This is a genomic window from Serratia sp. JUb9 (genome assembly GCF_014298095.1).
In the GTDB taxonomy this organism is placed as follows: domain Bacteria; phylum Pseudomonadota; class Gammaproteobacteria; order Enterobacterales; family Enterobacteriaceae; genus Serratia_B; species Serratia_B rhizosphaerae.
Genome location: NZ_CP060416.1, coordinates 3,963,779 through 3,977,038, shown reverse-complemented (window position 1 = coordinate 3,977,038; position 13,260 = coordinate 3,963,779). Strand labels below are relative to the sequence as shown.

The 13,260-nt window shown below is 51.7% G+C and carries 16 protein-coding genes, 1 tRNA gene and 1 pseudogene; 12 read left to right on the top strand and 6 right to left on the bottom strand.

The genetic code is table 11. The features are described from left to right. Window positions 1–228 precede the first annotated feature (228 nt). The 7 genes from gpt (at window position 229) to HF675_RS18780 (ending at window position 6,298) form a co-directional block, all read left to right on the top strand. A complete protein-coding gene (gene gpt, locus HF675_RS18810; protein WP_105229934.1) occupies window positions 229–687 on the top strand; it encodes a xanthine phosphoribosyltransferase in 459 nt (152 codons plus the stop codon). A gap of 301 nt (window positions 688–988) precedes the next feature. Then, window positions 989–2,236 (top strand): esterase FrsA, encoded by a 1,248-nt coding sequence (frsA, locus tag HF675_RS18805; protein ID WP_105229935.1) that lies wholly within the window; start codon window positions 989–991, stop codon window positions 2,234–2,236. 60 nt (window positions 2,237–2,296) lie between these two features. Further along, a complete protein-coding gene (gene crl / locus HF675_RS18800; RefSeq protein WP_105229936.1) occupies window positions 2,297–2,698 on the top strand; it encodes a sigma factor-binding protein Crl in 402 nt (133 codons plus the stop codon). Between the two features lie 107 nt (window positions 2,699–2,805). Continuing rightward, window positions 2,806–3,909 (top strand): glutamate 5-kinase, encoded by a 1,104-nt coding sequence (gene proB, locus HF675_RS18795; RefSeq protein ID WP_105229937.1) that lies wholly within the window; start codon window positions 2,806–2,808, stop codon window positions 3,907–3,909. Between the two features lie 9 nt (window positions 3,910–3,918). Then, window positions 3,919–5,172, top strand: a complete 1,254-nt coding sequence (gene proA / locus HF675_RS18790) for a glutamate-5-semialdehyde dehydrogenase (protein ID WP_187043568.1) — start codon at window positions 3,919–3,921, stop codon at window positions 5,170–5,172. 203 nt (window positions 5,173–5,375) lie between these two features. Continuing rightward, window positions 5,376–5,451 (top strand) — tRNA-Thr (locus HF675_RS18785). A gap of 379 nt (window positions 5,452–5,830) precedes the next feature. Beyond that, complete coding sequence (locus HF675_RS18780; protein WP_105229939.1) at window positions 5,831–6,298, top strand: GNAT family N-acetyltransferase; 468 nt, start codon at window positions 5,831–5,833, stop codon at window positions 6,296–6,298. A 180-nt stretch (window positions 6,299–6,478) separates the two neighbouring features. Here HF675_RS18780 and HF675_RS18775 read toward each other — a convergent pair whose 3' ends face one another. Further along, window positions 6,479–6,817 (bottom strand): hypothetical protein, encoded by a 339-nt coding sequence (locus tag HF675_RS18775; protein WP_187043567.1) that lies wholly within the window; start codon window positions 6,815–6,817, stop codon window positions 6,479–6,481. Next, window positions 6,814–7,182: a tlde1 domain-containing protein gene (locus HF675_RS18770; protein WP_105229941.1), complete on the bottom strand. Its 369-nt coding sequence runs from the start codon at window positions 7,180–7,182 to the stop codon at window positions 6,814–6,816. The genes HF675_RS18775 and HF675_RS18770 overlap by 4 nt, the downstream gene beginning before the upstream one ends. Window positions 7,183–7,534: 352 nt before the next feature. On the opposite strand from HF675_RS18770, the gene HF675_RS18765 reads away from it, so the two are divergent. The 4 genes from HF675_RS18765 (at window position 7,535) to HF675_RS18750 (ending at window position 9,473) form a co-directional block, all read left to right on the top strand. Continuing rightward, on the top strand, window positions 7,535–7,882 hold the full coding sequence (locus HF675_RS18765; RefSeq protein WP_187043566.1) for a putative T6SS immunity periplasmic lipoprotein: 348 nt from the start codon (window positions 7,535–7,537) through the stop codon (window positions 7,880–7,882). A 135-nt stretch (window positions 7,883–8,017) separates the two neighbouring features. Further along, window positions 8,018–8,392 (top strand): putative T6SS immunity periplasmic lipoprotein, encoded by a 375-nt coding sequence (locus HF675_RS18760; protein ID WP_187043565.1) that lies wholly within the window; start codon window positions 8,018–8,020, stop codon window positions 8,390–8,392. A gap of 100 nt (window positions 8,393–8,492) precedes the next feature. Then, the gene (locus tag HF675_RS18755) at window positions 8,493–8,960 is read left to right on the top strand and encodes a DUF943 family protein (protein WP_187043564.1); all 468 of its coding nucleotides are present in this window, start codon (window positions 8,493–8,495) and stop codon (window positions 8,958–8,960) included. 48 nt (window positions 8,961–9,008) lie between these two features. Continuing rightward, the gene (locus HF675_RS18750; RefSeq protein ID WP_187043563.1) at window positions 9,009–9,473 is read left to right on the top strand and encodes a DUF943 family protein; all 465 of its coding nucleotides are present in this window, start codon (window positions 9,009–9,011) and stop codon (window positions 9,471–9,473) included. 174 nt (window positions 9,474–9,647) lie between these two features. Here the strand turns inward: HF675_RS18750 and HF675_RS18745 are convergent, their stop codons facing one another. Beyond that, the gene (locus HF675_RS18745; RefSeq protein ID WP_105233218.1) at window positions 9,648–9,986 is read right to left on the bottom strand and encodes a helix-turn-helix domain-containing protein; all 339 of its coding nucleotides are present in this window, start codon (window positions 9,984–9,986) and stop codon (window positions 9,648–9,650) included. 299 nt (window positions 9,987–10,285) lie between these two features. On the opposite strand from HF675_RS18745, the gene HF675_RS18740 reads away from it, so the two are divergent. Next, on the top strand, window positions 10,286–11,179 hold the full coding sequence (locus HF675_RS18740) for a LysR family transcriptional regulator (protein ID WP_187043562.1): 894 nt from the start codon (window positions 10,286–10,288) through the stop codon (window positions 11,177–11,179). 34 nt (window positions 11,180–11,213) lie between these two features. Here HF675_RS18740 and HF675_RS18735 read toward each other — a convergent pair whose 3' ends face one another. The 3 genes and pseudogenes from HF675_RS18735 to HF675_RS18725 all read right to left on the bottom strand — a co-directional run bounded on the left by HF675_RS18735 (window position 11,214) and on the right by HF675_RS18725 (window position 13,124). Then, window positions 11,214–12,203 carry an aldo/keto reductase gene (locus tag HF675_RS18735; protein WP_187043561.1) on the bottom strand — a complete coding sequence of 330 codons (990 nt, stop codon included), beginning with the start codon at window positions 12,201–12,203 and terminating at the stop codon, window positions 11,214–11,216. Window positions 12,204–12,229: 26 nt separating this feature from the next. Next, window positions 12,230–12,385: pseudogene (locus tag HF675_RS23710) on the bottom strand (aldo/keto reductase); the annotation flags it as partial. Window positions 12,386–12,785: 400 nt separating this feature from the next. Beyond that, window positions 12,786–13,124 carry a hypothetical protein gene (locus HF675_RS18725; RefSeq protein ID WP_145961157.1) on the bottom strand — a complete coding sequence of 113 codons (339 nt, stop codon included), beginning with the start codon at window positions 13,122–13,124 and terminating at the stop codon, window positions 12,786–12,788. Window positions 13,125–13,260 lie beyond the last annotated feature (136 nt).

Sequence of the window (13,260 nt, the reverse complement as noted above, 5' to 3'; positions counted from 1 at the left end):
TGCGCCGGTGCGCGTGCCGTATCACGCTGCATAATCGGTAAAAGGGCGCGGTTTTATAGGAAGTTGCCGGCTTTTTCAGCATGAATCGCCAGAGGCGGGCGGTAACGAATTCGCGATCAATTCCTCGGTTCAACTGGTATTCAGCGCGCCCAATCTCTATAATCTCGCGCAACCTTTTTTCCCCTGAACATTTAGTAAGCCGATTTTACACTGGCTGGGACACCTTTTATGAGCGAAAAATACGTTGTTACCTGGGATATGTTGCAAATGCAAGCGCGCAAACTGGCGCATCGCCTGCTGCCTGCCGAAAAATGGACCGGCATTATCGCGGTAAGCCGCGGCGGCCTGGTGCCGGCAGCGCTGCTGGCGCGTGAATTGGGGATTCGCCACGTCGATACCGTCTGCATTTCCAGCTATGACCACGACAACCAGCGTGAGATGAAAATCCTCAAGCGCGCTGAAGGTGACGGCGAAGGTTTCATCGTAGTTGACGATCTGGTGGATACCGGCGGCACCGCGAAAGCCATCCGCGACATGTACCCGAAAGCCCACTTCGTCACCATTTTCGCCAAGCCGGCCGGTCGCCCGCTGGTGGACGACTACGTGGTCGACATCCCGCAGGATACCTGGATCGAACAGCCTTGGGATATGGGCGTCAGCTTCGTCCCACCGATCGGCGGCCGCTAAGCGTCACGCTGTTGAAACGCCCGGTGATGCCGGGCGTTGGCATTTTCAGGCCTCCTGCCGCTTTATTTTTGTAAATTCCCGCCGTTTTTTCCCCTGCCGTCCGGCGCTTTTTTCCGCCGCTATTAGCGATAAACGGATTAGTTATCAGTGCGCTAGCGGGCGCTTTCGCCGCATTGATGAGTAAAATTAACGCATGTTTAACAATGAGATAGTTTGGTTTCCGCCGCCGGAGTTAGGTACACTACAGGCAATCATCAGGCCGTTTTTCGCCTGCGCCAGATTTACGGAGGCTGTTGTTACCATGGCACAAGCCAACCTTTCTGAGATTTTATTCAAGCCCTCATTCAAGCACCGCGAGACGTCGACGCTGATTCAGCGTGCGCCGCACGCCCGCTCTGCCAGCATGCACTCGCCGCTGGAAGGCGACACCGCCAATAACTGGTACCGCATGCTGAACCGCCTGTTGTGGTCGTGGCGCGGCGTGGACGCGGTGGAGATTGTCGAGGTGCTGTCACGCATTGCGGCCTCCGCGGCGGAACACAGCGACGAGCGCCTGCTCGATACCGTGGTGGGCTACCGCAACGGCAACTGGATTTACGAGTGGGTGCATCAGGGCATGCAGTGGCAGCAGCGCGCGCTGGAACAGCAGGACCCGCTGCAGGCGGGCAGGCACTGGCTGCGTGCCGCCAACTTTTACAGCATCGCCGGCTATCCGCACCTGAAGGGCGACGAGCTGGCGGAGCAGGCCGAAGTGCTGGCCAACCGCGCTTATGAAGAGGCGGCGCTGCTGCTGCCTTATCAGCTGAAGGAGCTGGAGTTCAAGATTGAAGGCGGCAGCCCTATTACCGGCTTCCTGCATATGCCGGAGCAGGGCAAGGCGCCGTTCCCGACGGTGCTGATGTGCGGCAGCCTCGATACGCTGCAGACCGACTACCACCGCCTGTTTAACGATTATCTGGCCCCGCTGGGCATTGCGATGCTGACCATCGATATGCCGTCAATCGGCGCCTCCTCCAAATGGAAACTGACGCAGGATTCCAGCTTCCTGCACCAGCAGGTGCTGAACCAGCTGCCCGGCGTGCCTTGGGTCGACCATCAGCGGGTGACCGCCTTCGGCTTCCGCTTTGGCGCCAACGTGGCGGTGCGGCTGGCGTATCTGGAACCGCAGCGCCTGCGCGGCGTAGCCTGCCTGGGCCCGGTGGTGCACGGTATTTTGTGCGATGCCCGCAACCAGCAGCAGGTGCCGGACATGTATATGGACGTGCTGGCCAGCCGGATGGGCATGGCCGACGCTTCCGATAATGTGCTGAAAATGGAACTGAACCGTTACTCTCTGAAAATGCAGGGCCTGCTCGGCCGTCGCTGCTACACGCCGATGCTGTCCGGCTATTGGGAGCAGGACCCGCTCAGTGCAAAAGCGGAGTCACAGCTGATTGCCTCCTCGTCGCTGGACGGCAAACTGCTAGCGATTCCACGCGCGCCGGTTTACCGCAGCTTCCACAAGGCGCTGCAGCAGATGAGTAGCTGGCTGAATGACAAAATGCGTTAAAGAGTTGCTAATTTTTAACAGTTTGTTAAAAAGAGGGGTCTACATTAAGGAGGTTGCAGTATGACGTTACCGAGTGGTCACCCTAAAAGCCGACTAATGAAACGATTTGCCAGCTTGGGGCCGTACCTGCGTGAAGGGCAATGTGAGAACGACCGGTTTTTCTTTGACTGTCTGGCCGTATGCGTCAACGTGAAACCCGCGCCGGAGAAGCGAGAGTTCTGGGGTTGGTGGATTGAGCTGCAGGCGGATGATGCACGTTTTACCTATACTTATCAGTTCGGGCTGTTTAATAAAGAAGGCGTATGGCAGCCGGAAAAGATTAAAGATGCTGAAGTAAAAGACAAGCTGGAAACCACGCTGCGGGATTTCCATCAGCGTTTGGCGGAGCTGCTGAACGGGATGGAACTGTCGCTGGAACCTGCCGACGATTTTAACGAGCAGCCGATCAAACTTTCTGCTTAGGCGGTTTCCCCGGCAATTGCACTGAATTCGCGTTGTGCCTGTTGGCATAACGCGTCTCTCCTGTTACAAAGTCCTCTGCATTTCTTCTTTTTCAACGGCGAATGATTATGAACGGCAGCCAGACATTGGTTGTGAAATTGGGCACCAGCGTGTTGACCGGCGGATCGCTGCGTCTGAACCGCGCCCATATTGTCGAGCTGGTGCGCCAGTGCGCACAGCAACATGCTGCGGGTCACCGCATTGTTATTGTCACTTCCGGGGCGATTGCCGCCGGGCGTGAGCACCTGGGCTACCCTGAACTGCCCGCCACCATCGCCTCTAAACAGCTGCTGGCGGCGGTAGGGCAGAGCCGCCTGATCCAACTGTGGGAACAGCTGTTTTCGATCTACGGCATCCACGTCGGGCAGATGCTGCTGACGCGCGCCGATCTGGAAGACCGCGAACGTTTCCTCAACGCGCGCGATACCATGAATGCGCTGCTGGATAACCGCATCGTGCCGGTGATCAATGAGAACGACGCGGTTGCCACCGCAGAGATCAAAGTCGGCGACAACGACAACCTGTCGGCGCTGGCGGCGATCCTGGCCGGCGCGGACAAACTGCTGCTGCTGACCGATCAGCCGGGCCTGTTCACCGCCGATCCGCGCAACAACCCGCAGGCGGAGCTGATTCGCGAAGTGCACGGCATTGATGATGCGCTGCGGGCGATTGCCGGCGACAGCGTTTCCGGCCTTGGCACCGGCGGGATGGGCACCAAGCTGCAGGCGGCAGACGTAGCCTGCCGGGCGGGCATCGACGTGGTGATCGCCGCCGGCGGCAAGCCGGGCGTGGTGGCCGACGTGATTGACGGCCATCCGGTGGGCACCCGCTTCCACGCGCTGGAAGCCCCGCTGGAGAACCGTAAACGCTGGATCTTCGGCGCACCGCCGGCCGGCGAGATCACCGTGGATGACGGCGCCGTCGATGCCATTATGGCGCGTGGCAGCTCGCTGCTGCCGAAGGGCATCCGCGAGGTGAAGGGCGATTTTTCCCGTGGCGAAGTGATCCGTATCCGCAACCTAGCGGGGCGCGATCTGGCCCACGGCGTCAGCCGCTACAACAGCGATGCCATGCGCATGATCGCCGGGCACCATTCACAGCAAATCAGTGACATTCTCGGTTATGAATACGGCCCGGTGGCCGTGCACCGCGACGATATGATCGTAAGTTAAGGAGTAAGCATGCTCGAGCAGATGGGGAAGGCCGCCAAGCAGGCCTCCTGGCAACTGGCGGTGCTCAGCACGGCGAAAAAAAATCAGGTGTTGTCGGTGATGGCCGACAGACTGGAAGCCGACAGCGACATCATTTTACAGGCTAACCAACAGGATATGGCGCAGGCGCGCGCCAGCGGGATGAGAGAAGCCCTGCTGGACCGCCTGTTGCTGACGCCGGCGCGTCTGACGGCGATCGCCAACGACGTGCGGCAGGTGTGCCGCCTGAACGATCCGGTCGGCCAGGTGCTGGACGGCAACCTGCTGGACAGTGGGCTGAAGCTGGAGCGTCGGCGCGTGCCGCTGGGCGTGATCGGCGTGATTTATGAGGCGCGGCCCAACGTCACCATCGACGTTGCCAGCCTGTGCCTGAAAACCGGCAATGCGGTGATCCTGCGCGGTGGTAAAGAGACGCATCATACCAATCAGGCGACGGTTAAGGTGATCCAGCAGGCGCTGGAGCAGTGCGGCCTGCCGGCGGCGGCGGTACAGGCGATCGACAGCCCGGACCGGGCGCTGGTGAACGAACTGCTGCGGATGGATCGCTACGTCGATATGCTGATCCCGCGCGGCGGCGCCGGCCTGCACAAGCTGTGCCGCGAGCAGTCCACCATTCCGGTGATTACCGGCGGTATCGGCGTGTGCCATATCTACGTTGATGACAATGTGGATTACGACAAGGCGCTGACGGTGATTGAGAACGCCAAAATTCAGCGCCCCAGCGCCTGTAACTCGGTGGAGACGCTGCTGGTGAACCGCAGCATTGCCGACAGCTTCCTGCCGGCGCTCAGCGCCCGGATGGCGGCGGCCGGCGTGACGCTGCACGCCAGCGACAGCGCGATGCCGCTGCTGCAGGGCGGTCCGGCGCAGGTAACTGCGGTGAAGGCGGAAGATTACGAAGACGAATGGCTGTCGCTGGATCTGAACGTGACGCTGGTGGACGATATCGACCAGGCGATTGACCATATCCGCAGCCACGGCACTCACCATTCCGACGCGATCCTGACGCGTTCGCTGAGCAACGCCGAGTACTTTGTCCGCGCGGTGGACTCCTCGGCGGTTTACGTGAACGCCAGCACCCGCTTTACCGACGGCGGCCAGTTCGGCCTGGGCGCGGAAGTGGCGGTCAGCACGCAAAAACTACACGCCCGCGGCCCGATGGGGCTGGATGCGCTGACCACCTATAAGTGGATCGGCTACGGCGACGATCTGGTACGCGGCTGACACGTAGCTAGCGGGTAACTAAGTCGGCGGGGCGCAGCATGCTGCGCCCCGTTTATTTCTGCCGCCCGCGACGGATTTAGCCCACAATAAGTATACGGTTGATGAGATATTCAGCGAACGATTAGCCGCCTATTGACTCATCGCCGGCTTTTGCATAAGTTGTTCAACGCACGCCGATCTGCCCCGCAGATCCACCTCCCAAAGCCGATATAGCTCAGTTGGTAGAGCAGCGCATTCGTAATGCGAAGGTCGTAGGTTCGACTCCTATTATCGGCACCATATTTCTGCATAAAATCATTAAGTTATCGTTTCGGTGTTTTGCTTTGTTCAGCACCCAGTGCGTTTTCGTGTTGGGTGGCAAAAGCAAATGCGTCAGCGATTCATAGGCAAGATCAACATGTCACCACATTGCAAGTTTGACGAGCAGTGCCCTGGCTGATAAAGAATATGATTTCAAAGGTTGGTTGCTGAAACGCTTGGTCAGTACTCACTGTTGTTTGGCAGCATGGCTGAATCTGCTGTGCGCCAGAAACGGACATTGATACCTTAAGCCACTCAATAATCTCCATCCCGGTAACAGTGGGTTAGTCAATATCTTCAGCAGGACTGAATGTACGTGCTAGATTCATAAGTCAGGATGATAAATTGGGGATGACCGATGTTCTATATTTCAGAAGTAATCAAAGGTGATTCTGAGTTAGATTGTCTGGTGAGTGAGCTTGATGCTTTTCAAAGAGAGCTGTATCCAGATGAAAGTAATCACTGTCTGAATTTTTCCAGTGTCAGTGATAATAAACTGCGATGTGTAATTGCACGAGATAAGTATGGAGTTCCGGCAGGTTGCGGCGCTTTACTCCTTCAGGAAGAAGGCTTTGGTGAGGTGAAGCGGGTTTATATTCGTCCAGAATATAGAGGGCGTAAACTCGGAGAGCAAATTGTTACATCTCTTGAAAGTCTCGCGTTAGAAAATACTTGCCATCAATTACGCCTTGAAACAGGTATTCATCAGCAACCTGCTATAGCTCTATATCGCCGGTGCGGATATGTGGTTTGTGAGGCGTTTCCCCCTTATATCGCAGATCCTTTAAGTGTTTTCATGTACAAGAATATACAACTAACTTTATGAGATACACGGGGTCCGTTATAACGTCAGCTCCTCGCATAACAGACAAGTCACCTTCTTGATTGCCAACTTCAGCAGATCTTTATATCAGAGTAGCATCGTATTGAATTGCATCCACAACCATAAGCATTTCCTATCCTCACGACAGTTTCCAGACAGACACCGCTGAGATGGTTACTGCTGTCAGTGGTTGTCTGTGCTTTTAGATATCAAGAACACATTAACGTCGCTTAATGAGCACTCCTCGTCCGATGCGTCATTTTGCGTGATTACTTCGTACTTATTCCCATTTTTATCATGAAATACAAAGTGATAAATCTGTGTGTATTCTCCTTTGTCATGTTTCTCGATAGCCAGCAGTTTGGATTCTGTTTTTGCCTCGTCAATATCTGCGATATCAACAATTTTTTCATTTTTCATCCAGACTTCAGCCATGTTCATCGGCCATGATGTACAGCCGGGAGCTGCTGCTCCGGCGGAGATGGTGAACATCAGCCCGGCGATCAGTAAAAGTTTATTCATAGGATCACCTCTAGGTATCTGTCGTTGCTTGCCCATATTTCCTGTCGTGTTCGTAGTGGCATTATAATGCAACCGGTAGATGCTGTCCCTGGTCGGGCAATGCTATCACCATGAATCAAGAAGCCAGCTCGCCCGAACATTTCATTTGATGGGCATGGTTGCAGGCGAATGGAATATTTTCCTGTGGTGGGATGATGAAATGGGCGTCCGGTGATGATGTATTTTCCCCTCGGCAAGGGACCAACGTTGGTCACGTTCTGAAGCTCTGGATTGTTCTTTCCTTTATCCGCGCCCGCATACCCAATACTAACCAATTTTCCATTTCTAGATAATTTTCCTGTGCTTTGCTGATAAACCCAAGCCATATCAATATCCCTTTAAGTATAACCATGTTAAATACGAGCATAGTTCCATGCCTTAGATATCTTGCCATAGATTCTTGATGTTTCCTTTCTCTGCTTTAATAAATGTGCCATAGATCAAAGTATACATGATGTAACAGTGGGTTATAATTCTCGATAATATAAACTAGTCATAATGTTTTTATTATTAATAATAATTAATATGACTGTTCTTATGTGTTTTTTATGGTGTAAATATATTGGTTTTCTAGTTGTTTTTATAGATAAGATAAGGAAGTATTAACGAACTATGCTGCGACGCAGTTGTGAATTATTTGGTTGGTGAATGCAAGAAATTATCAGGAGGTTTTCTTAAGTGATTAAATATCCTTCTTTATTCGTTTTACTTGTATTTCTAACGGGATGTGCTGGCGATAGGCTTACTTTTCATCAAGAAGGGGATGCTACTGTAGATAAAAACCGTATATGTATAACTTCTTCTCCTGGGGATACACTGGAGTATTACTCATTAAGCTCATCAGAAAATAATCATAAAAAGCCACTGGCAATGGAGGACGGTATTGTAAAGCGATATCCTGATACTTGTATTCCCTTACCATTGAAGGGAGGTACGAATTATGAGCTGCTCTACGTGCTTAGCGGTCAGTATTACAGATTTGAATTTATAACCGATGACCATAAAAAGGTAACAAAAACTTACTAGTAAACCGTGACGTATATGTTGTCCGAATGATAATTGGATATATCATTTTTGTGTCGGTGCTATTGGTGAAGTTACCGGCGTTTAACGTATAGCTGCCACTGCCCTGAAAGGGTTATCATAAGGAAGAGGCAATTAATGAAAGAGTTTTTTATTATATGCTCCATTTTACTTCTCTCTGGTTGCCCTGGTTCTGGCGATCGTTTACCGGAAACGCTATACGCAGATGTTAAGATAGAGGGTAACGCACCATGCGTATTATACCCTGTTAATTTAGGCGATCGCATTACCTCAATTCAAATTACTAGCGAAAAAGAGGTGTCATTTAGGAAACTGTTTGATGATGTCCCTTTTAGAGTTGTGAGTGGTCAATGCTTACCTACATTTGGTTATCACTTCAAAAACTATAGGAACTACGTTGTCTATTATGGCTTGGATAACGATAAGTCGAAACGGCAAAAATTGATTCAAGCTAACTTTTACATCGGTAATTTAAATTATGCCGTCAATTAATATCATGATGGAGGAAATATTCCGTAGGCTAGATGAGTAAAGTATATAATACCATTAGCGAACAGTCGTCAGTTGCTTTCAAAGAATCATGGAGGACGCAATGAAAGAAAAAAATAAAACTATACGTTATGTGTCGCTATTGGTTGTATGCACATTTATCGTTTGTTTGTCCTGGATGTTGCTACGTCCGATTGAGATTATAGTAGTCCATAAAAATGACAACTTCAGCGATGTCTTGGTAACTAATTTCCCTTTAACAGATAAAGGTAAAATAAACTGGTGGTTGGAGAATAAGGATAAGTTAAGTAAAAACTATGGTATACCTAACCCATCCCTTGATTCTGGACGTTTCTCCATTACTTTTTGGGATTTTGGCGACGGCTATAAAAAGAAAGAAAAATACGACAGGATTTGTTTTCCTGAGATGAAGACAGATGTGAACTGCATTGAAAAAGATGCCGTACTTATTGTTAGCAATAACCGTGCTGGGAGCGTATTTTTCACCGTGGATAATGGGCGCTATATGGTGAAAGGTAATGGCGATATTGTGAAAACGAAAGGGTGGTAAAGCGATTTTTACGTCATGGACTTGACCTGGAGAGTGGTTTTTAACGGAATGAAATTAATGAATAAAAAGCTGCTCTATATACCGGCAATGATTACTTGTCTCCTTGTTGGGTCTTTCGTTTGGCTCTCGCTGTGTACGGTTGAAATTGTCGCAGTTTATGAGAATGATAATTTTAGCGATGTTTTGGTCAAGGACTTTCCTCTCACGGACCGTGGAAAAATAGACTGGTGGCTGAATAATAAAGATATGCTAAAGGAGCGCTATAGTATTCCCAAACCGGCAAGCTATGGTAGTTTTACCATAACTTTTTGGGATTTTGGCAGCGGCTATAAAGAGGAAGGGAAGTATGACAGGCTGTGTTTTGATGCCAGGAAAGCCAAGGATAATTGTATTGATAAGAACGCCGTGTTTTCCGTAAGACAGATAAAAAATGATCGTACGTTATTGATTACATATGACGGCCGCTATTTACTGCGAGATAACGGAGATGTGGTCAACGTTGAGCGTGAGTAATAGCGATGCCTATTGCATCTATAAAGGTCGGTTTGGCAGCCAGCAAGACTCTGCATCATCGTGGCGCCACCCGGCACGTTTGCCGAAGGGTAGGCACTTTCGCCCTGAGGTTGGCGTGTATCGTGCACAATCAGAGATAAAATACGCCCATTAGGCGCGAGCAGGGGTGTTGTTTCAGTCCTTCATTCTCTTCATATCCCGGTACTTTGACGGCGGCAGCTTATAATTCCTTGAAAATACTCTGGTAAACGTCTGCTGTGAATCAAAACCGTATTTACAAACAATGTCGATAATCGGGGCGTTGGTTTCAACAAGCTCCTTTTCTGCCAGTGCTAACCTTTTCTCCCTTATATATTTTCCAATACTGATTTTTTGCACCTGAGAAAAAATACGCTGCAGGTGCCATTTGGAATACCCGGCCCGGGATGCCACATCCTCAATTCGCAGGGGTTTATGAATGTTTGAGTCAATCCACAGGGTTATTTCTTCGATGATGTCTTCTGTTTTTATCATGATTTCACCCTTGATAGCCGCTGTCCTGACCAGGCGCTCGGCGCGTCTTCTCCTGCCATGGCGTTCAGTGCGCGGGGCCATGTGCTGAACCACTCAGTTAGGCCCATCGGGGCGGTATGAGTTTGATTATCTGCGCACGTTTTTCAATATGTGATATACACCGCCGCAAAAAATGCCAGCCAGTTCCGGTTTGTTGGCGATAGGGAAAGAATATCAATTATCATTATTGTTAGTAACGGGGCTAAAATGATTGCATCTATGAATGGCTTTCATGAGTGTTGTAAATAAGGAAACCGCTAATGCTGAAAGAGAACTTCAACGAACTGCAGAGCTTTCTTGTGGTTGCCAGGGAGAGAAGTTTTACCAAGGCGGCCGCTAAGCTTGGGGTTTCGCAGTCCGCGCTCAGCCATGCGATGAAGGCGCTGGAAGCGCGGTTGAATATACGCCTGCTGACCCGGACCACCCGCAGCGTTGCGCCAACGGAGGCCGGCGAAAGAATCATTGCCTGTCTGGAACCACGTATTACCGATCTGGAGCAGGAGCTGGAGGCGCTGATTCAGCTCAACGGCACCGCCTCCGGGAATATCCGCCTGTCGGCGGGGGAGCATGCCGCACGCAGCCTGGTGTGGCCAAAGTTGAAACCGTTCCTTCGGGAATATCCGCAAATCAATGTCGAACTGGTGGTGGATAATGGCTTTGTCGATGTTGTCGCCGGGCGTTACGATGCCGGCGTGCGGCTTGGTGAAAGCGTTGATAAGGACATGGTTGCGGTGAAAATAGGGCCGGATATGCGTCTGGCGGTCGTCGGCGCGCCGGAGTATTTTGCGGCCAAGCGCATTCCGCAGACGCCGCATGAGCTTCAGCATCATCGATGCATCAATATGCGTCTGCCCACCGCCGGCGGACTGTATCACTGGGAGTTTGAAAAGGACGGGAAGCCGCTGCGCGTCAGGGTTGAAGGGCAGCTGACGTTGAATCTGCTGTCGGAAAGGATGGATGCGGTGCTGTCGGGATTCGGCCTTGCCTGTGTGCCCGAAGATATGGTGCAGGAGCAGGTTGCATCCGGGGAACTCGTCCAGGTTCTGCAGGAATGGTGCCCCTCATTTCCGGGGTATTATCTGTATTATCCCAGCCGTAAGCAGCATCCGCCCGCCTTTGCGTTGATGATAGATGCGCTGCGCTATTCGGAGTAACCGGCCTGTGGTGTGCCGCAAGCCGGTTTAAGCCTTACCGGCCGACCCGAGCCTGCAGCGCGGCGGGGTAGCGCTCGCCGACGATTTTCACCGTCTCCAGCGCCTGGGACATTTTGCGCAAATCGTCCTGAGACAGGATGATGGCGGCAGCCCCCAGGTTCTCCTCCAGCCGGTGCAGTTTTGTGGTGCCGGGGATGGGTGCAATCCACGGTTTTTGCGCCAGTAGCCACGCCAGCGCAATCTGCGCCGGGGTCGCACTTTTTTCTGCGGCAAGTTCGCCCAGCAGCGTGAGCAGTTTTTCATTGGCTTCAATCGCTTCTGCCGTAAAGCGCGGTACTTTGCTGCGGAAATCGTCCGCGCCGAACGTCGTCCCGGCGGTGATGGCGCCGGTCAGGAAGCCCTTGCCTAACGGACTGAACGGCACAAAGCCAATTCCCAATTCTTCCAGCAGCGGCAGGATTTCCTGCTCGGGTTCACGCCACCACATTGAGTATTCGCTCTGCAGGGCGGTGACCGGCTGGACGGCATGCGCACGGCGAATGGTTTGCGCTCCGGCTTCGGAAAGGCCAAAGTGTTTGACCTTGCCTTCGGCAATCAGATCTTTCACCGTGCCTGCCACGTCTTCGATCGGGACGTCGGGATCGACGCGGTGCTGGTACAGCAGATCAATCACCTCGGTGTTGAGGCGGCGCAGTGAACCTTCCACCGCTTCACGGATGTGTTCCGGACGGCTGTTTAAAATCTGCTGCTTGTTATCATCACCAAAGGTAAAGCCAAATTTAGTGGCGATAACCACCCGATCGCGCAGCGGCTTCAGGGCTTCGCCCACCACCTCTTCATTCAGGTACGGGCCATAGACTTCAGCGGTATCGAAGAAAGTCACGCCGCGCTCAACGGCGGCGCGAATCAGTGCGACGGCCTGGCGGGTATCAGTCGCCGGGCCATAGCCGTAGCTCAGCCCCATGCAACCCAGTCCTAATGCCGACACTTCCAGGCCGGATTTACCAAGATAACGTTTTTGCATCGATAACTACCTCTTCTGTGGCGGGATTAAACGTCGAGTTTACGATTGGTCAGCCATTCCACTCTGGCCGGGTCATGGCGTGAGAAGAACGCGCTGGTTGCGGTATCAAGAGCGGTAATCTGCAGCATCTCTTCGGGGTTGAGCGCAACATCGAGGACGTTGATATTTTCTTCCATGCGCGCATGCTGATAGGCTGTTGCCGCATTCAATCAGGCGATACCCCGTTTCAATGGCGTCAGTAACGGCGTGCTCTCATTCGGCGGCATTTGTGATCGGGTACACGCCAAAGCCCGGCAGAGGCATATCAATATTGTTGTGCAGTTTTACTGTTTGCATGGCGTTACCCTTTCAGCGTGGAGTGGAAAGAGCATAACGCAGAGGGATTTATTTGATTAGATGGGGCAATTCGCTAGGGTTGATTAGAAGAATTCATTAATCTTGTCTGAACCTTGCTACGGCGTTTTTTCCTGCAGAGGCCGGGTAATCTGAACTTTATTCAGCGCTGAGAGGAGCGGCTCTGTCTTTCTGTCTCCAACACTGAAAACACCGGCCGATATGCCAGTGTTTTCAGTTTGTTATAAATTAGCCTGAGACCAGCCTCCATCTGCCGTCGTCTTTGATAAACTGTAACGGACTTATTGATTTTGATGTGCCTACCAGCGGCATTTTTGTTTCCATTTCGACTTCGCAGTTGTATTTCTTATCCCCTGATTTGGAACAGGATATTTTTCTGGCAGAAATAAGAGAGACTCTGTTTTCTTCTTTTTTTGCAATCTCACCAACGAGTTCTTCACGTTGTTTATTACTCTCGTCGAATGATGCTTGTATCGCTTTGGTGATATCGCTCTCTGAAGGTTCTGATGAACAGCCGGATAACAAAAAAGCCGTCCCCAATATGGCGGCGCTAATTATTTTATTCATTGAATATTCCCTTTTTTTATGATGCTTTTTGGATTTATTGATATTTTAAATGGCTACTGTCAATCCTGATGCATAGCCTGTCGTAGTATACTTGCTGTTAAACGTTTTTCACCGTGTTTTTTTCTGCGCCGTGGTT